This is a genomic window from Paenibacillus sp. PL2-23 (assembly GCF_040834005.1).
In the GTDB taxonomy this organism is placed as follows: Bacteria; Bacillota; Bacilli; order Paenibacillales; family Paenibacillaceae; genus Pristimantibacillus.
The window spans coordinates 4,326,244-4,344,169 of record NZ_CP162129.1; the positions used below are offsets into that span (position 1 = coordinate 4,326,244).

Here is a 17,926-nt window from a genome sequence, read left to right on the forward strand (position 1 = left end):
TCGTACTATAAAAAAAAACCTTTTGTGAAGCGCTTTCATCACCTCTTTTTTAATTTTATATCGCGTTATTTGCTATTATCTAGTCCCGTGAGTTCCAAGTAAATAAGGGGGCGTTGTATTAAAAAGGGGGGATTGAAAACGCTTACCGCGAAGATTATAGTTTGAAGGGATAACGATGCCTGTTGTTGCCAATTGACCAAAAAAGGAGCTTTCACCTAATGAATCGAACGTTTCATGAGCACTTGATCCGCAAGACAAGCTTTCTTGATGGGCTATGGGATTTCGTCACCGATCCGGAGTGTGTCGGTATGAACGAGAAATGGTATGCGGACTTTCCTGCACCCGAGCGGAAGCTGTATGTGCCTTCCTGCTGGAATAATGAAATGGGACTCTATGATTATCACGGCACAGCCTGGTACCGCACCCGGTTCGAGACGATGCATGACACGCACCTGCGGCTCATCTGCCATGCGATCATGCACCATGGCGATGTCTATTTGGACGGACAGCACCTGGGCAGCCACTTCGGCGGCTTCACGCCGTTCTCTATTCTCGTGCCGAGCGTCGCCAAAGGGGTCCACGAGCTGATCATCCGTGTCGACAGCACGGTCGATTGGCAGTCGCTGCCGACCGATATTGCCGATTGGTACTCCTATGGCGGCATCTTCCGTTCGGTGGAAGTACAGGAGCTTCCAGATGTTTTTATCGAGCACATGACAATTAACTACGAGCTGGACGGAGACGAAGCTGCACTGAATATCGACGTAAAGCTGTCCTCTCTCGCTGTCGAAAGAAAAGAAATTTCCTTGGCTGTGAAGTGGGAAGATACGGTGTTCGGGGAGGCACAGGTCACAATCGAGGCCGGAACTTCGGTATCCCTCCCGTTAGAGGGCAAGCTGCAAGAGATAAAACGATGGCATCTGGGCAAGCCGGAGCTGTACCATTTCTCTGCTTCGACCGGAGAAGACGATCTCATTGACCGCATCGGATTCCGTACAATCCAGACGAAGGACGGCAAGATTCTATTGAATGGCGAATCCATCTATCTGCAAGGGGTCAACCGCCACGAAGAGCATCCCGAATGGGGCTTTGCCGTTCCGCCGAAGCTGATGCTGAAGGATCTGCAAATTCTGAAAGACATGGGCTGCAATTGCGTCCGCGGCTCTCATTACCCGCAGAGTAAATATTGGCTTGACCTGCTCGACGAGAATGGCTTGGCCTTCTGGGAAGAGATTCCTATGTGGGGCTATTTCATGTCCCTCGACACGCTGGCCAGTCCCCTGTTCCGCGAACGCGGCGTGATCATGCTTCAAGAGATGATCGAGCGGGATTACCACCATCCCAGCATCCTGTTCTGGGGTGCCCATAACGAGATTGACACACGATCACAGGAGGCTTACGAAGTAACGGAACTGTTCACCTCCAAGATACGCGAGCTGGACGCTTCGCGTCTCGTCATCTATGCAACCACCTTCCCAACCGAGGATATCGTGTTGCCCTTCTTTGATGTGATCGGCATTAACAAATATTATGGATGGTACCAGGGAAGCGTAACGGGCTTCCGTGACATGCTGGATGAGTACTATAAGCACGCGGAATCGCTCGGAGCCGGAGACCGCCCTGTCATCATGAGCGAATTCGGAGCTGCCGGCATCTACGGCGACACGGGCTGGGAGCCTCGTCTGTTCAGCGAAGACTATCAGGCGGAAGTATTGACAGAGGCACTGAACATCTTCCGTAACGATCCTAAGATTGTAGGCACGTTAATCTGGCAGTTCGCCGATATCCGCGTCGATCTCCGCAGCGACCGCAACTATTTCCGCGACCGTGCCAGAAGCTTCAACAATAAAGGGCTCGTGAATGAATACCGCAAGCCCAAGCTGGCTTACCGCATCGTGCGTGACTTCTATCGAAGCTTCAGTTAGCATAGCAAAAGAATCAAGCATCCACGATAAAAGGAGGGGAATCTTTTGTTCCCCTCCTCCTTCGGCCCTTGGCTATGTTACTCAATTAATTTCCATATACATATACGGACCATATGCCTCGAGTATAGTTGTTAGGATCAACTGATCCGCACTCGCCAAATACAATCTGCACCTTACTCCCGACTGGAGCCCCTTCGATAAAGTCAGTGTAGTTCGCGCGATTTGCACTATTATCAAGCGGCATGGTAAAAGAATCTTCTATGCTAAAGCTCGAAGCATTTGTCGTTTTATAAATATGCTTGATTGCAGGATTGCCTGAATCACCTATGATGACTCGAAAATCATCCCATAAGGTTCCCATTCTTTCTAAATCTGATAAAGCGGCATTCGTTGTAGAAATCGTGGAGATGGTCCATCCCGTTCCATTCCAACTATAAAAATATGACTTTTTACTTCCATCACCCTTAATATTGTAATAACCAAATGCAATGACAGGGTTACCATTACCAATCCAATCGAATGTCCCTCCATAGACATTATGGGTATCCGCATAGGAACCGCCATTGTCACCAGGCGTTGATGAAAACACTCGCGTCTGAGTAAATTCCGAATAGTTGACAACACCGCCGAGTGATGAACCGCCAATGGAGCGCATGGTATTCGTGGCTATATCTAGGTAAGCAAAATGCAAATCCTTAGACTGCTTGTCATGCCCATGAGGTCCGCCTGACATTTTCCATGACATCAGAATACGATTCCGGTCCTTATCATATTTCACTTCATTCGCGTACACCTCATCAAATCGATTCGGGTCCTGCTTACCGGAATCAATAACCGTCACAGGCGAACTCCAGGTGCCTCCGTTATTTGTTGATTTAATATAGCGGAACGTTCTGTACGGGTAGGACACCTCATCATTTTTGGAATAAAATACATAAATATCATTTCCAGCTACAACAGGCATGGGATAGCCATTCTGATCTGTGCTTATGGTTTGCGTTGTCCATGTGCCCGCAATAGAGTTCGGATTTGGTGCTGTAACGACAAAGGCCTTGGTTGTATGCTGTGCATAATAGATTTGCAGCTTCCCGTTAGGCGCAATAATTAACACAGGGTAATTATGATAGTCCCACTTTCCGGTATAACTATTGTCTTTCACCTTCAGGGCAGCTTCCCAGCCTTGAGTAGCATGATTGTAGGCTCTGATATAAATATCCATGTCTGGTCCATTCCATGCTACATAAGTTTTATTTGACACAGGATCATACAAACCATTTCCCATTGCCCTTGGAGAACCAAAGCTGTGATTGGTTGCGATTTTTGTCAATCCAGCTGCCTGTGCCACCGTGCCTGTTAGCAGCAATACAGTGATGAGAATGCCTGCGATGCTGAAGATTCTAGCTTTGTTCATAATCGATACCTCCCAAAATGATTTTTGTAAGCGGTTACGTGATTAGTCTATTACAGTCGTTATATTTCAAACAGGGGCATATTTTATTACCCCTCACTGACCCAACCTAGATATGTTATAGTTTGATATTATGGGATGGGGGTAAATGATGATCTATGTAACCTTCGCTTTTGTAGCTTTTTCGATCTTGTTTATGTACCGCAATTGGCGGCATGTATCCACTCGTTTTTTCAGCGGCCTGATCCTGGGCTGGATTATCTCCATCACTTCTCTCTTAATATATCTAAGCAAATTCAATTACTATTATAATATTATTGCTTATACCTTTAACTTCCCACATTCCTTATGGAAATTTTTGTTGTACTGGGAAATTAATCATGATCTAATCATTCGTTTTTTGCACTTTGGCATTCTATTGTTCATCTATTCTCTTGTCTGCTTTTCCTTGCTCATATCTCGCGGCCAACATGCAAGGCGTTATAGGCTGCAGGTAACAGCGCTTGCCATTATTCCTGTGATGCAGCTTATTTATTACGATCCTTCCTTTCAAAAATGGCTGCAAACCTTGATCTTTATTCACTTCCATCAAAACTCATTTATTAAAAATGTGACTACAGGCATTGAATTTTTTTTCAAGACAGCTAATATTGTTTACGGGTTAATAGCCATTATTTTATTAGCAATAAATTATATAAAATTGCCTAAAATAAAAATCCTTAAAAATTATATGCTTTTTACGATTTCCTTCTTAATACCGATCACCATGATTCATTACATAACGTTTTCTTGGGCACCACAAACGCTAGTGAGAAGCACCATTCTCCATGGTTATTTCAATTACATCATGCCTGATGTAGAATCGTTAATTAAATTTTACCCTTACTTTCCCTATATCGTTTTGCTGTCATTCAGCATTATTATTTTATTGATATTCAAGTACAACGCATTAGAAAGCTATTATAAAAATCAAAACCAAACGATCCGCAAAACTATGGATACTGCATCCATGGGTATAAGAGCCTTCACACACTCTACTAAAAATCATTTACTCGCCATTCGTTCAGAAGCCGAGTACTTATTGGATAAACACAGAGATGATGAAGATAGTGCCTACAGTCTCAAGCTTATTCTAGACTCATGTAGTGTCAACCTGGAGAATATCGATAAAGCGGCAGACAAGCTAAGAAATATTCATCTAAATATGAAATCAACCTTGCTTTCCACACCCATTCGCAAGGCTTTATCCAGGGTCCCTTCCAATACGAACGTAGAGATCGATGTGCAGTTTTGCAAGGAAGTGCCGTTTATCTATGCCGATAATGAAATATTAAGCGAAGCGCTCTACAATATCATCGACAACAGTCTCCAGGCGGTCCGAGAGCAAGAGTTGGGATTCATTCGGGTCATTGTGGACCGACGGAATCAATGGGGCATCATCTCCATTCAAGATAGTGGCCCTGGCATTGATCAGGAAGACATCAATCAAGTGTTTTCTCCTTTCTTTACAACCAAATCCTCTATTCATAACTGGGGGATCGGCCTTTCCTTTACCCAAAAGGTCATTCATGCTCATGATGGAAAAATAGTGATGAACAGCGATAAAGGCGCAGGAACAAAAACTGAAATCTTGCTTCCTATTTTTTAACTGGCCAAAAACAACAAATGACTCCTGATTAGGGAGTCACTGTGGGGGATTAACCTTTCACGCCTGAAGAGGCGATGCCTTCAACAAAATGATCTTGTGCTGCAAAATAAACAATGATCGTCGGGATAATGGCACATACTGAGGCAGCCATTAATTTTCCATATTCTGTATTGTATAGAGAATGAAAGTTTTGCATGCCCAATTGAATGGTATAATTCATTTCTGAATTCAACATGATAAGTGGTCCTAGAAAATCATTCCAGGCAGAGATAAAGCTAAAGATGACTAAGCTTGCAATGGCTGGCCTTGCTAATGGGATAATAATGCGAGAATAGATGCCAAACTCACTAAGCCCATCGATCCTCGCTGCTTCGGACAACTCCTCCGGAATGGCTAGGAAAAACTGTCGGAATAGAAACACGCCAAATGGACTAAAGGCGCCTGTCAAAATTAAAGCCCAGTGCGAATCGATTAATCCTAATTCCTTCATTAACAAATATTGAGGAATCATCATGACCTGATAAGGAATCATCATCGTAGCGATATAGAGTAAAAACAGCTTATCTCTTTCAGGAAACCGCACTCTAGCTAACGCATAGGCAGCTAATGAGCTTGTCAGGACTTGAAGCACGACGACTGAAATCGTGATTTTCACTGTGTTCAGATAGTAGGTTAGAAATGGAACTTCCGTCCAAACCGCAACATAGTTTTTCCATTGGAACGTTTCAGGAATCCATTGGATAGGGAAACCGAAGATTTCACTATCCGGCTTAAAGGATGCGGACAACATCCACAGGAAAGGTACAACCATAGTTAATGAAACAAGGGATATCATCACGTACAGTATCGGTTTCTTAATATAATTTTTGAATGGCACGCTATAAGATGTTTGCATCGCTGCTTCACCGTCCTTTCTTTAGTTGTCGGCCCATTTTTTTTGCAATCTGAATTGCAGCAATGTAAAGATGAATATGATGGCAAACAAGACATAGGAAATAGCTGCGGCATATCCTAATTCAAACCGCTTGAATGCAACATCATAAATGGTATAGACCAACACATTGGTTGAGCGGCCTGGACCGCCAAGAGTCATAATGTAGATGAGATCAAAGGTCTTGAACGTATTAATCATAGAGATCACCACTGTAAAAAAGATGACTGGCGATAACGATGGAATCGTAATTTTGAAAAACTTCGTAACAGCTCCAGCACCATCGATATCAGCTGCTTCATAGAGGTGCTTTGGAATCCCTTGTAAACCGGCTAAATAAATAATCATATAATATCCTATGGTTTGCCAAATGCCCACGAGGGCAACGGCTGGCAAAGCCCATGTAGTCGAGGTCAGCCATCCGGGAGGATTCTCTATCCCAATGGAGTATAAGAAGCTATTGATCGGACCCTTGCTTGGATTGAACAGCAGCTGCCATACCACCGCTACAGCGATTGTCGCTGATATATACGGTAAAAAAACGGCCGTCCGAAACCATTTCACAGCTCTTATTCCTTTATTCAAGGCTACTGCAATAAGCAAAGACAAAAACAATTTAATCGGCACCGACAGCAGCGTAAACCAAATAGTATTCCAGAAAGAGATGTTAAAAGCATCATCAGAAAAGAGCCTTATATAATTATCAAATCCAATAAATTTAGGTGGATTAAATCCATTCCAGTCAACAAATCCAAGAAAAAAAGAAAAGATAACTGGAATCAAAATAAAAATCAGGTACCCCACTATATTCGGCAATAAAAAGGAATAGGCTATAAGCCGATTTCGTCTTACTGAACGTTTCTCACTTGACATGACTCCCACTCCTCCTGCTTGAGAAATAAAGATGCCTCTCGATTGATGGAGAGGCATCTTCTCTTTTTATTATTGACGATCTGCCCATTCCTTCTTAATGCGTTCAGTAATCTTCTTGATCGTTTCCTCAGAGGATTGTTCACTGACAAGATATAACTCGCCTTCTTGATCAAATATCGGGAATATCACCGAACGAATGCCTTTAATAATGGGATATTCCGGGTAGACCTTTGCTTCAAGGAAATAATTGAGATGCTCAGGTTTTTTGTCCGTGCTCGTCGCCAAGTAGATTTCCTTCACTTCATCATTAACATAGCCCGTCATATAACCCTTCGATGCAAAGACTTTAGCACCTGGCTCTGTTACCATGAATTGAATAAATGCGAAGGCTTCATCTTGGTGCTTGCTGCGCTGATTAATCATTAAGGATGTCGGAGTGCCAAAGCTTGTATTTGGTGTCACGCCTTCTGGATGCGGCAACGGCGCAACATCCCAATCAAAGCTGAGCGAGCCCTCTTCCTCTGCTTTTCTCAACTGCGCCACATGCCAGTCTCCAATAATATTCATTGCGATATTTCCTTTTTGGAATGCCGCATTGTAATGAGCGGAAGTGGATTTGGACTCAGCCCAGGACATGATGGAGCCATCTTCCTCTAATGCTTTTCTAAACTCAAGGGCCTTCTGGAATGGTGTCAGATCGGTATCAATTACAGTGTGTCCCTGCTGCACGGCCATCATTTGAATGGATTGAACCCAATGCTGAATGAAGGCGCCATATTGCTTGTTCTCACCTTCTCCGGAGGTCATGCTTTTAGCTAAGGCTCTAAATTCATCCCATGTCATATCAGCCGATGGATATGGAACATTGTTTTGATCGAATAGATTTTTATTATAGTAGAGCATCCAGACGGACTTTCTATACGGCAGTCCATAGCTTTTGCCATTAATCTTCATGCCTTCAAACAGCGGCCCATAACCCGCAATATCCACATTGTTAGATTTAATCTGTGCATCTAAATCCTGAAGAATGCCTGTATCAATATAATCCTCCAAGTTTCCGGCAAATACATCAATGTCCTCGCCGCTGATCAATTGAAGCTTGAGCTTTTCAATATATTGCTTAATAGGTATCGTTGCAAAATTCACCTTGATATGCGGATAAACCTTCTGGAATTCCTCATAGGCTAATTTGAAGGCTTCCTCGTCATCCGGCAGCACAGTAAAATTCAAAGTTACCTCTTCCTTAGGTTGTTCCGGAGTTGCCGTGGCATTATTTTTTTCTGCATTTCCTTTTGTGTTTCCGTTTGCATTTCCGCTTGTGTTTCCACAGCCTGTGACGACGATTGCAATAGCCAGCAGTAACACGAGTAATACTGTCGACATTTTTTTCATTGTTCAGATCCCCCTGTACATATATGGTTTGTTTCACAAACTAAATATAAACGATATACTCACACTGCCATAGGCGTAAATTTCTTTCCCCCTATATCCTCGCGACATACTTCGACACTCGTTGAGTAATCGCTTAAATCTTGTTATGCTTATCTTCATACGAGATAGCATCATGCATCGATGGGGGGGATAATTTATTCCCTATTCATGAATAATGGGGGAGATTAGCATTGAAAAAAATAAGCATCCTGGTTGTTGATGATATGGAGGCTCACCGCAGACGATTAGAACGTATCCTCAAGCAGGAACCTGATATGGAGTGTATTGGGGCTGCATCCAATGGTTATGAGGCTGTATCGTTAGCTACTCAAATAAATCCGGACATTATATTAATGGATATTGAAATGGAGCATCAGTCCGCCGGTATCCAAGCGGCCAAGCAAATTCATGAATCATTGCCGCATATCAAAATGATCATGCTCACTGTCCACAAGGATGACAATATCGTATTTGCTTCCTTTCAAAGCGGGATTGTTGATTACCTTACAAAAGATGCTTCGCCGTTCGAAATTACTGAAGCCGTTCGGGAGGCCTACAACGATGTATCCCCGATCCGACCAATCGTAGCAGATAAGATACGTAATGAATTCCAACGACTGAAAAAAACAGAACAAAGCTTGATGTATGTCCTTCAAATTATTTCAGATTTGACCAAAAGTGAGCTTCAAATCTTAAGCTTACTTTGCGAAGGAAAGACACGTCGAGAGATCGCAGAAATACGTTCCGTTGAACATGATACCATCAAAAAACAAATCAGCTCTCTGCTGAAAAAATTTAATGCAGAGAGTACCCGACAAATGGTGAATGGTATTAATGATTTGAAAATATTTGAGATTATAAAAAAGATAAAGTAATGCCCTTCATTTAACAGTAAAAAACCCTTGGTGCATCAGAACGCTGATGCACCGAGGGTTTTGTAATGTTTCACATTCCCAATCAAATCTTATAAGCCTTCATAGCCTTCCGAATTTCCTTCCAGCTAGGCCGCTTGCCGTACATGAGGACGCCTGTGCGGTAGATCTTGGCAGAGATATATACGGCTATATAGATCGCGACGAGCAGCAGACCGATGGAGATGGCAACCTCCCAGAACGGCACGTCGGTGAGGCCCAGGCGAAGCAGCATAACGAACGGCGAGAACAGCGGAATAAACGATGTGATCTTGACCAGCATGCTGTCCGGCGAGCTCAGGCTGAAGATGGAGATGTAGAAGCCTGCAAGCGAGATCAGCGTCATAGGCATGGTCGCCTGTCCCAGATCCTCCGTCCGGCTGACGATAGAGCCAACTGCCGCATACAGCGTCGCGAACAGGAAGAAGCCAGTGAAGAAGAACAGCAAGGCGTAGATCATAAGGCTCGGTTCTATCTTGCTGAGATCGATATCGAAGTTCATTAACGTTTCCTTGTTATGCGGCAGCGTAACGTTGACGTACAGCACGATAACATAGACCGCCACCTGGCTCAGCACAACGATGAACATACCGAATATTTTGCCGAACATCTGCTTGAGCGGGGATACGCTTGTAATAAGAATTTCCATAACACGCGAGCTCTTCTCAGCGGTTACTTCAGCCGCGATCAACTGTCCCGAGGTCATGATCGCCATGAACAGGAATATAATCATGACGTAGATGAAGCCCATATTGACGCCTTGCTCTGCAGGCGTTCTGCCCGTTGTGCCGTCCTCCGTCGCCGAGATTTGAACGGATTGAATGTTGATGGGCGTATTGAGCTGCATCATCTGCTCGGCCGTCAGACCGGCATCCTGCAGCACCGTTGTCATACGAATCGTTTGCAGCGCATTCTGCAGGGTGCTCGTCTGCGAGAACTCCATGAGCTTCTCCGACTTGTAGGTCATCTCAGGGAAACCATTGTCCGTCATAGCCCCGAAATCGAGGTAGCCCTTAATCTCTTTGTCGGTGAGCGCTTGCTTCAGCTGCGCTTCATTCGCAGCAGCATCGCCTTTGTCCTGGAATGGCACCAGTTGAACGCTGGCATCCTCCATTTGCTCGAAATAAGCCTTCAAGCTGTCTCCGGTTCCGGACCCTGCGGCCAGCTCCTCCCGCGACGACTGAATGTAGCCAACACTCGCCGCTTTGTCTCCGTCCTTGTCGAACTGCTTGATGATATACGGGATGTTGACCCCGATACACATAATGAGGGCGATAACCAAGGTTGTAATAAGAAACGCTTTGCCTTTGACCTTATTGCGAACCGTAAAGCCTACTACCGTCCAGAAACTATTCATGGCGCTCACCTACCGTTTTAATAAAGATTTCGTTCAGCGTTGGTTCCTTAATCTCGAATCTCGTAATCGTCGTCTGGGCCATGGCATGACGCAGAATGTCTCCGCCAACGGCTTCATTCTGAATGCCGATCTCGTACCCGTACTCCTGTGCCTTCACATTCGTTACACCCGTGATTTGCTGGAGTCCGGTCACCTCGCCCTCCGTTGCAAGGATAACCCGTTCTCTCGGGTATTGCTTCTTAAGCTCCTTAATATTGCCCTTCAGCACCGTATTCGATTTGTGCAGAATTGTAATGTTCCGGCACAGCTCCTCTACGTGCTCCATCCGGTGCGTCGAGAACAGAATGCTTGTGCCGGAATCGCGCAGCTCCTTGACCGTCGACTTCAACAGCTCAACATTAACGGGATCCAGCCCGCTGAACGCTTCGTCCAGTATGACGATGCTCGGTCTATGATTGACAGCCGCGATGAATTGGATCTTCTGCTGGTTGCCCTTCGACAGCTCCTCGACCTTCTTGTTGTAATACTCCGGCACCTCGAACCGCTCCAGCCAACGCTTCAGATTCTGATCGGCATCCTTCTTCGACATCCCGCGCAGCTGTGACAGATACAGAATCTGATCGCTTACGCGTACCTTCGGGTACAGCCCTCTCTCTTCTGGCAAATAACCCAGCTTGCTCAGCTGCTCATTGCTGTATGGCTTCCCGTTATACCGAATGGTGCCGCCATCCGGGAAGATCAGACCAAGCACCATACGCATCGTTGTTGTTTTGCCCGCGCCGTTTGCGCCAAGCAAGCCGTAGATTTCTCCTTCATTCACCTCGAAGCTGATTCCGTTCACCGCCGTTTTATCGGCGTATTGCTTGACTACATTTTCGACTATCAATGGTTTCATGTCGCGTTTCCCCTCACTATCGGAATTATCGTCTTCCTATGGATTCCTGCTGCAGCAGCGCGCTCATAATTTCATCGAGCTCCAGCGCCTGCCGGCTTACGATCTGGAGGCCGTTCGCCGCGCACCACGCTTCCGCCTCCAAAGCCTGGCCCGTTGTGATGCGGTATGTCGCGTTTCCCGCTGTCTCGACTCCACAGCTTCCGGGCATGCCGGCCGCCTGCTGTGCGGTTAATCCCTCTCCCGTGACATACATCGTGAACCAGCTGCTGAACAATTCATCCTTCTCATACGTGCCAAGTATTCTCCCCTGCGCCATAAATACGATATAGTCGGCTAATCGTTTCACTTCTTCCACGATATGGGAGGTCATCACAATCGTCCGGGTGCCCGGCTCCATATAACGATGAAGGATCTCAATCATGGACTTCCATGCAAGAGGATCAAGACCCGACGACGGTTCATCCAGCAAAAGCAGCTCAGGCGCATGAGACAACGCAATGGCCAGATCAAACTTCCGGCGCATCCCCTTCGACATTTTGCCAAGCACCATATTATCGTTCACCTGCAGCTTCATGAGAAGGTCCTGATAGCGATTAACGTCCCAGCCTGTGTACCAGAAGCTGTTGAATCTCGCTTTCTCATGCGCGCTCAGCTTATTGTCTTCATACAGCGCTTCCTCTGGCAGATAGCCGAGCTTTTGCTTGACCACATCATCATCGCCTTGCCCAACGGGATGGTCCAGCAAGGTCACCATACCTTCCGCCGGCTTCTCTAGATCCAGCGCCATGCGGAACAATGTGCTCTTCCCGCTGCCGTTCGGTCCTACAATCGCCGTGATATACCCTTTGGGAATATCAAGCGTAATCGGCCCCAGCTTGAAATTCGGCTTGCGCTGCACGATTCCGGAGAACCGGATTGCCGTCTCCTCTTCCCACGCTCCCATTACGAATCTCCTCCCGGCTTATAGTGATGGCGAATCGCCTCTTGGAACAGCTCCTGCAATTCCGCCTCCGTGCATTGCATCCGCTTGCCCGTTGATACCGCCTGCTCTAATGCATCAATAACCGCAGCATATTTGTGCCGGTCTCGCTCCTGCTCGCCAACCTTCGCTACGTAAGTGCCCGTTCCTTGCCTGGTCCGGAGCAAGCCCTCGTTCTCCAGGTCGCTGTATACCCGCTTGACGGTAATGACGCTGCATTTGACGGCTTGCGCCAGCTCTCGAATGGACGGCAGAAGCGCGCCTTCCTCCAGCTGGCCGCTGACAATCAGCGCCCGCAGCTGCACCTCAATCTGATGATAGAGCGGCTCTGCGCTTTGCTCGTTAATCTGTATAGGCAGCCGCATCGCTTCACCTGCTTTCGTCGTCAATTTAACTGGTATAGCTTCTCATCCGCAATCTCTTCTCCAGCACAGACCGACCAATACCTATAGCGGCTATCGCGGATATCATACCGATGATCGCTAGCCACCATCCACCATCTGCCGCCAGCCGGTAGCTTTGGACGAATAAACTGCTTTCCAGCAATAGTACGGTCACAATCATTCCGAACAAGAAGAGGAACGTGATGAGCATACAAAACCAGAAATAAAATTTACCGGAGTAGCCGATTTCCACGTAAACATATACGATACTTGCCATAATGGAATAGCCAATCCAGAAAATAGCGAACGGAATGAATGCGGCAATTTCGATCTCCGACGTCAACGATTGTCCCGCCAGGAAAAATATAATAAAGAACAGAATAAGGGCGGGAATTAAAATCATGAGCATTGTCAATATTCTTCCTAACACGATTTGATCCACCCGAATCGGCATCGTTCGCCAAGCCGCCAGCTTCTTTGTGTAGGTGTCCGTCTTCCAGTAATTTCCGAAGGTTTGTGTCGACATTAATCCCAGACAAGGAAGCAGCGACAAAGTGATGAAATCTATCGCCCAATAGACCATTCCAAGGTCTTCTCCTTCCATACCGTCGGCAAACATCGGCACAAGAAAGATACAGAGATAGCCGATAAAAATAAGGGTCAAGATATGCTTCCATCGCGTTCTTCTGAGTTCTTCCTTGGCGAGATACCAAGCGCCTTGCCATGTGGTCATTCCAGACCGCCTCCCTCTGCTAATCCTTCACCTATTGGTGACAGTCAAATCAGTGTGCATACTGTAATTGTTTGTATACTGTATATATCTATATACACAGTATATGCACAGCTGGCACCCCTGTCAACAGTCTAACCGATATTTTTCCAAAAAAATAAACCGCCCTCTTCCGAGAACGGTTACTCTCTATTCCAGTTATCCAAATATCGCTTCGAACAATGGCTTAGCGTCGGCTGGCGGATATAGCACATACAGAATCAGATATACCGCAACGCCGGTAATCGCCGTGAAAAACCAGATAATAGACGTGATCCGCCCCAGCTTGCGATGCTTCGCGAATCTCTTGCGATAGCCAAGCACGATTGTCGTGATGCCGAATACGGCGGCGACAGTAGCCATCACGATGTGGAACAGCAGAAAAGCAAGATAATAAGGCTTCAAGCCATCCGGCCCATTATACGGTGTACTGCCTATAAATATTGTTCTGGACGCATAGATGATAAAGAACAGCACAGCCGCAATCGCAGCGTACAGCATGACCTTCTGATGCTGCTCCAGCTTGCGCTGTATGGCAAGTCGCCAGCCGATCGCGACCAGAACGGCGCTAAGCACGATAAAGAAGGTGCTGACCGTTGGCATAATGATATTGATATCCATGTTAATCCTCTCCGATTAAGCAATTTCAGGATTCGGCAATTCGTCTTCGTGCTCTCGCTTGAACCATTGCTTGAAGATATAAGCGAGGATAATACCGTACATCAGCTCCTGGACCAGCTTCATCACAATGCCGCCAAGCTGCTGATCATCCACAATGCCAAGCTTGTTGAAGAACTCCGGTCCACCGAACTGCCCAATCAAGTAGTTGGTATCGCCGGGTATGCAATACCCCATGGCCGTCGCCCATACCTGCGGATCGTTATAAGTCGCGTACATGCCCGCATCCGAGAAGATGATCAGCGCGCAAGCAGGCGTCAGCAGCACGCCGTTAGCGAAGACGTAAGCCATACGCTTCACATCGGACAGCCTGTTCCATTCCGGTACAGGACAAGCAATTTGCCACCACATCATGAATGCTGTCAGGAACAATACCGCATAATATACCCGATGCACTGCAAAATTCGTCATCACGTAATCATGTACGATCGGTACATGATAGAGCGAGAACAGCATGTTAAACAACAGCAAGGTAATAACGGGATGCATAAGGAATCGGAGCTTCCGCCAGAAGGGTGCAGAGAACGCCGCGCGCCACAGAAATGCTGGAATGCCAAGCAGCACCATAGGCGGAACAATCAAATAAGAGATGGACATATTCACCATATGGAAGGTGAACATCAGATGGCCCAGCAGATTGAAGGGGCCGCCATGACAGAGATAGATGAAAGCGATCGCGCTGACAAACAGCGTTTTCTGCTTGACGGTCGCCGCGTTCTCTCCAGGAGCATGCTTCTCTCTCCAAGGACCAATCATATAATAATAGAGAATAACGACACCTATCATCGCGAATAGAAACATAGGGTTCCACAGCTCGGCGAAGGAGAAGTATTTGGTCAGTTCTAGCATCCGGGGAAGCTCCTTTCTTCAAGGGCAAAGCAGGTTTTACAAAAGAAGAGGGACCCAAGATCAGGGACCCTCCTCTCTTTAGTTATCAGTCTTACCACCAAACCCAATATTCAGCCATAATAACGGCGGTGAATACAACGAACACACCAGACAAAATGCCGATCAGCGCATAACGATGACCACGATCCTTCATATGCATCCAGAACGCCATCTGAACGAATACCTGCAGAACAGCCGTTCCAAGAAGAATGATGTAGATGAAGTCTTTGTTGATCTCGCCGCTAATGACCGTCGCGAAGGCGATGAACGTCAGCAGAATGGAGAAGATAAAAGCAATAATGTGTTTCTTTGGTCCTTCGACCTTATGACGCTTGGTGTTTTGCTCCGTGGCGTGATGATTGCCAGCCATGTCGTTAAACCACCTTTCCCATCAGGTAGACAACGGTGAAGATGAATACCCAAACAACGTCGATGAAATGCCAGTACATACCGGCTACATATACCTTTGGTGCCGTCACAACCGTCAGGCCTTTCTTGGCCAATTGGATGATCAGCAGCGTAATCCACAGAATACCGAACAATACGTGCGCGCCGTGGAAGCCGACCAACGTATAGAAGGAAGAGCTGAATGCGCTTGTTGTGAAGCCATGGCCTAAGTGCAAGTAATGAACGAACTCGTAAATCTCAAGAGCAAGGAAGCCTGCTCCTAGCACAACCGTAATGATAAGCCAATTAATGAGGCTTTTCACCTTGTGCTGGTGCATCGCCTGGATGGCGAACACACTCGTTAAGCTGGATGTCAACAGGATGGCTGTCGCATATGCGACCAGCTTCAGATCGAACAGCTCATTCGGAGCTGGACCATCCAGCACTTGATGGCGAAGGGCCAGGAACGCCGCGAACAGCGTTCCGAACAATACGGTCTCACCGCCAAGGAATAACCAGAAGCCTAATATCTTATTACGTCCCTCAAGGGTGGCCTTCTCCGGCTCATGAGGCAAATGTCCTTCTACATGCGTGTGCGCGCTCATGCTTTACCCCCCAGATCCCTCTTAATTTCATCTTCTTCGATATGGAAGCCATGATCGTCGATTACGGAACGAAGAAGCATACAGATCAATACCATTAGCAAGCCGACGATACCGATTGCATGGCCGACCGTCAGATCCGTTCCCAGGAAATGACCCCAGTCCGGCGCATACATAAAGCCGAAGCCTGCAATGAAGAAGCCAAGCCCCATGAAGAAAGGCAGAATCGATGGCGATGGCATATGAATCGGACCAAGCGGCTCAGCAGGCGTCATGCCGCTGTGGCCGTCCTGCTTTTCTTTCCAATAAGCGTCATAACCGCGAACAAGCGGCGTTTGCGCGAAGTTGTACTCTGGCGGAGGGGAAGGAATTGTCCACTCCAGCGTACGACCGTCTTCCCAAGGGTCAGCAGGCGCATTCTTCGGCTTCACCGAAGTGACTACTACGTTGATCAGGAAGATGATTGTTCCCAGACCCATCAACAAGGCGCCAATTGTACTGATCAGGTTCATTTCGTTAAAGCCAAGTCCGTCCAGGTACTGCCAGATCCTGCGCGGCATACCCATCAAGCCCAGGAAATGCTGTACGAAGAACGTCAGATGGAAGCCGATGAAGAAGGTCCAGAAGGTCAATTGAGCAAGGCCTTCGTTCAGAATGCGTCCGAACATCTTAGGCCACCAGTAGTGAACCCCCGAGAACAGGCCAAGCACCAAGCCGCCGACAATTACATAATGGAAGTGAGCGACGACAAAATAAGAATCATGATATTGGAAGTCCGCAGGCGCAGCTGCCAGCATAACGCCCGTCACGCCGCCCATTACGAACGTAGGAATAAAGCCTACGGCGAACAGGTTAGGGGATTTGAACGAAATGGAACCGCCCCACATCGTGAACAGCCAGTTGAAAATTTTGATACCGGTTGGTACAGCGATCAGCATCGTCGCAATGGAGAACAATGCGTTCGCAACCGGGCCAAGCCCCGTTGTGAACATGTGATGCGCCCAAACCATGAAGCCCAGGAAGCCAATCAGAATTGTCGCGAATACCATCGAGCTGTAGCCGAATAGGCGTTTGCGCGAGAATGTGCTGATAACCTCAGAGATAATGCCGAATGCCGGCAGGATAAGAATATAAACCTCAGGATGCCCGAAGATCCAGAAAATATGCTCCCACAGTACAGCGTTGCCGCCTGCGGATGGATCGAAGAAGTTCGCTTCGAACAAACGGTCGAACATAAGCGCCGCCAGACCAACCGTCAAGGCTGGGAAAGCGAACAGAATCAGAGCGGAAGTGATAAATGCGGACCATGTGAACATCGGCATACGCATGAACGTCATGCCCGGGGCCCTCATATTGATAATCGTGACAAGGAAGTTGATGCCGCCGATCAGTGTACCGATACCTGCGATCTGCAAGCCCAATACATAATAGTCCATGCCGTGATCATTGCTGTACGTCGAGCCGGCAAGCGGCGCGTATGCTGTCCAGCCTGCGTCAGGCACATCGCCTACAATCCAGCTAACGTTCAGCAGAATGCCGCCGAACAGAAAGGTCCAGAAGCCAAGCGAGTTGACGAATGGAAACGCAACGTCGCGCGCGCCGATCTGGAGCGGTATGACCGCATTCATCAAGGCGAAGATAACTGGCATCGCCGCCAAGAAGATCATCGTTGTTCCGTGCATCGTCAGGAGCTCGTTATATGTATCTGCTCCAACGAAGTCATTTTGCGGCTTCCACAGCTGAATCCGAATTAGAATAGCTTCCAATCCGCCAACCAGGAAGAAGAATCCACCCGCAATTAAATACAAAATGCCAATTTTCTTATGGTCAACCGTTGTCAGCCAGTCCATAATGCCGCTGT

Annotated in this window: 17 protein-coding genes; 3 read left to right on the forward strand and 14 right to left on the reverse strand. The window is 47.0% G+C overall.

What is annotated here, in order from left to right:
- Positions 1-218 precede the first annotated feature (218 nt).
- Entirely contained in the window at positions 219-1,925 is a 1,707-nt protein-coding gene (locus tag AB1S56_RS19070) for a glycoside hydrolase family 2 TIM barrel-domain containing protein (protein ID WP_340873062.1), read from the forward strand.
- Positions 1,926-2,010: 85 nt separating this feature from the next.
- Here AB1S56_RS19070 and AB1S56_RS19075 read toward each other — a convergent pair whose 3' ends face one another.
- On the reverse strand, positions 2,011-3,336 hold the full coding sequence (locus AB1S56_RS19075) for a BNR-4 repeat-containing protein (RefSeq protein WP_340873064.1): 1,326 nt from the start codon (positions 3,334-3,336) through the stop codon (positions 2,011-2,013).
- 145 nt (positions 3,337-3,481) lie between these two features.
- Between AB1S56_RS19075 and AB1S56_RS19080 the strand changes: the two genes are divergently transcribed.
- On the forward strand, positions 3,482-4,981 hold the full coding sequence (locus AB1S56_RS19080) for a HAMP domain-containing sensor histidine kinase (RefSeq protein WP_340873065.1): 1,500 nt from the start codon (positions 3,482-3,484) through the stop codon (positions 4,979-4,981).
- Between the two features lie 49 nt (positions 4,982-5,030).
- Here the strand turns inward: AB1S56_RS19080 and AB1S56_RS19085 are convergent, their stop codons facing one another.
- The 3 genes from AB1S56_RS19085 to AB1S56_RS19095 all read right to left on the reverse strand — a co-directional run bounded on the left by AB1S56_RS19085 (position 5,031) and on the right by AB1S56_RS19095 (position 8,177).
- Entirely contained in the window at positions 5,031-5,876 is an 846-nt protein-coding gene (locus tag AB1S56_RS19085; protein ID WP_340873067.1) for a carbohydrate ABC transporter permease, read from the reverse strand.
- Between the two features lie 21 nt (positions 5,877-5,897).
- On the reverse strand, positions 5,898-6,785 hold the full coding sequence (locus AB1S56_RS19090; protein WP_340873068.1) for a sugar ABC transporter permease: 888 nt from the start codon (positions 6,783-6,785) through the stop codon (positions 5,898-5,900).
- Positions 6,786-6,854: 69 nt separating this feature from the next.
- On the reverse strand, positions 6,855-8,177 hold the full coding sequence (locus tag AB1S56_RS19095; RefSeq protein WP_340873069.1) for a sugar ABC transporter substrate-binding protein: 1,323 nt from the start codon (positions 8,175-8,177) through the stop codon (positions 6,855-6,857).
- A gap of 230 nt (positions 8,178-8,407) precedes the next feature.
- Between AB1S56_RS19095 and AB1S56_RS19100 the strand changes: the two genes are divergently transcribed.
- Positions 8,408-9,091 (forward strand): response regulator transcription factor, encoded by a 684-nt coding sequence (locus tag AB1S56_RS19100; protein WP_340873072.1) that lies wholly within the window; start codon positions 8,408-8,410, stop codon positions 9,089-9,091.
- A gap of 82 nt (positions 9,092-9,173) precedes the next feature.
- On the opposite strand, the gene AB1S56_RS19105 is transcribed toward AB1S56_RS19100, so the two are convergent.
- The 10 genes from AB1S56_RS19105 to ctaD all read right to left on the reverse strand — a co-directional run bounded on the left by AB1S56_RS19105 (position 9,174) and on the right by ctaD (position 17,915).
- Positions 9,174-10,484 carry an ABC transporter permease gene (locus AB1S56_RS19105; RefSeq protein WP_340873074.1) on the reverse strand — a complete coding sequence of 437 codons (1,311 nt, stop codon included), beginning with the start codon at positions 10,482-10,484 and terminating at the stop codon, positions 9,174-9,176.
- The gene (locus AB1S56_RS19110; protein ID WP_340873075.1) at positions 10,477-11,379 is read right to left on the reverse strand and encodes an ATP-binding cassette domain-containing protein; all 903 of its coding nucleotides are present in this window, start codon (positions 11,377-11,379) and stop codon (positions 10,477-10,479) included. Before AB1S56_RS19110 ends, AB1S56_RS19105 begins: the two co-directional genes overlap by 8 nt.
- A 25-nt stretch (positions 11,380-11,404) precedes the next feature.
- A complete protein-coding gene (locus tag AB1S56_RS19115; protein ID WP_340873077.1) occupies positions 11,405-12,322 on the reverse strand; it encodes an ATP-binding cassette domain-containing protein in 918 nt (305 codons plus the stop codon).
- The gene (locus AB1S56_RS19120) at positions 12,322-12,723 is read right to left on the reverse strand and encodes a GntR family transcriptional regulator (RefSeq protein WP_340873079.1); all 402 of its coding nucleotides are present in this window, start codon (positions 12,721-12,723) and stop codon (positions 12,322-12,324) included. Before AB1S56_RS19120 ends, AB1S56_RS19115 begins: the two co-directional genes overlap by 1 nt.
- A gap of 25 nt (positions 12,724-12,748) precedes the next feature.
- Positions 12,749-13,474 (reverse strand): hypothetical protein, encoded by a 726-nt coding sequence (locus AB1S56_RS19125; protein WP_340873080.1) that lies wholly within the window; start codon positions 13,472-13,474, stop codon positions 12,749-12,751.
- Positions 13,475-13,669: 195 nt separating this feature from the next.
- The gene (locus AB1S56_RS19130; RefSeq protein WP_340873082.1) at positions 13,670-14,131 is read right to left on the reverse strand and encodes a DUF420 domain-containing protein; all 462 of its coding nucleotides are present in this window, start codon (positions 14,129-14,131) and stop codon (positions 13,670-13,672) included.
- Between the two features lie 15 nt (positions 14,132-14,146).
- Positions 14,147-15,037: a cytochrome c oxidase assembly factor CtaG gene (ctaG, locus tag AB1S56_RS19135; RefSeq protein ID WP_340873083.1), complete on the reverse strand. Its 891-nt coding sequence runs from the start codon at positions 15,035-15,037 to the stop codon at positions 14,147-14,149.
- 91 nt (positions 15,038-15,128) lie between these two features.
- Entirely contained in the window at positions 15,129-15,446 is a 318-nt protein-coding gene (locus AB1S56_RS19140) for a cytochrome C oxidase subunit IV family protein (protein WP_340873084.1), read from the reverse strand.
- Between the two features lie 4 nt (positions 15,447-15,450).
- Complete coding sequence (locus AB1S56_RS19145; RefSeq protein ID WP_340873085.1) at positions 15,451-16,068, reverse strand: cytochrome (ubi)quinol oxidase subunit III; 618 nt, start codon at positions 16,066-16,068, stop codon at positions 15,451-15,453.
- The gene (ctaD, locus tag AB1S56_RS19150; protein ID WP_340873099.1) at positions 16,065-17,915 is read right to left on the reverse strand and encodes a cytochrome c oxidase subunit I; all 1,851 of its coding nucleotides are present in this window, start codon (positions 17,913-17,915) and stop codon (positions 16,065-16,067) included. Before ctaD ends, AB1S56_RS19145 begins: the two co-directional genes overlap by 4 nt.
- Positions 17,916-17,926 lie beyond the last annotated feature (11 nt).

Bases quoted from the DNA above. Each gene is read 5' to 3' on its own strand.
- AB1S56_RS19115 (WP_340873077.1), bottom strand. From the start codon at position 12,322: ATGGGAGCGTGGGAAGAGGAGACGGCAATCCGGTTCTCCGGAATCGTG.
- AB1S56_RS19145 (WP_340873085.1), bottom strand. From the start codon at position 16,068: ATGAGCGCGCACACGCATGTAGAAGGACATTTGCCTCATGAGCCGGAG.
- AB1S56_RS19120 (WP_340873079.1), bottom strand. From the start codon at position 12,723: ATGCGGCTGCCTATACAGATTAACGAGCAAAGCGCAGAGCCGCTCTAT.
- AB1S56_RS19105 (WP_340873074.1), bottom strand. From the start codon at position 10,484: ATGAATAGTTTCTGGACGGTAGTAGGCTTTACGGTTCGCAATAAGGTC.
- AB1S56_RS19110 (WP_340873075.1), bottom strand. From the start codon at position 11,379: ATGAAACCATTGATAGTCGAAAATGTAGTCAAGCAATACGCCGATAAA.
- AB1S56_RS19085 (WP_340873067.1), bottom strand. From the start codon at position 5,876: ATGCAAACATCTTATAGCGTGCCATTCAAAAATTATATTAAGAAACCG.
- AB1S56_RS19090 (WP_340873068.1), bottom strand. From the start codon at position 6,785: ATGTCAAGTGAGAAACGTTCAGTAAGACGAAATCGGCTTATAGCCTAT.
- AB1S56_RS19095 (WP_340873069.1), bottom strand. From the start codon at position 8,177: ATGAAAAAAATGTCGACAGTATTACTCGTGTTACTGCTGGCTATTGCA.
- AB1S56_RS19125 (WP_340873080.1), bottom strand. From the start codon at position 13,474: ATGACCACATGGCAAGGCGCTTGGTATCTCGCCAAGGAAGAACTCAGA.
- AB1S56_RS19080 (WP_340873065.1), top strand. From the start codon at position 3,482: ATGATGATCTATGTAACCTTCGCTTTTGTAGCTTTTTCGATCTTGTTT.
- AB1S56_RS19075 (WP_340873064.1), bottom strand. From the start codon at position 3,336: ATGAACAAAGCTAGAATCTTCAGCATCGCAGGCATTCTCATCACTGTA.
- ctaD (WP_340873099.1), bottom strand. From the start codon at position 17,915: ATGGACTGGCTGACAACGGTTGACCATAAGAAAATTGGCATTTTGTAT.
- AB1S56_RS19070 (WP_340873062.1), top strand. From the start codon at position 219: ATGAATCGAACGTTTCATGAGCACTTGATCCGCAAGACAAGCTTTCTT.
- AB1S56_RS19130 (WP_340873082.1), bottom strand. From the start codon at position 14,131: ATGGATATCAATATCATTATGCCAACGGTCAGCACCTTCTTTATCGTG.
- ctaG (WP_340873083.1), bottom strand. From the start codon at position 15,037: ATGCTAGAACTGACCAAATACTTCTCCTTCGCCGAGCTGTGGAACCCT.
- AB1S56_RS19140 (WP_340873084.1), bottom strand. From the start codon at position 15,446: ATGGCTGGCAATCATCACGCCACGGAGCAAAACACCAAGCGTCATAAG.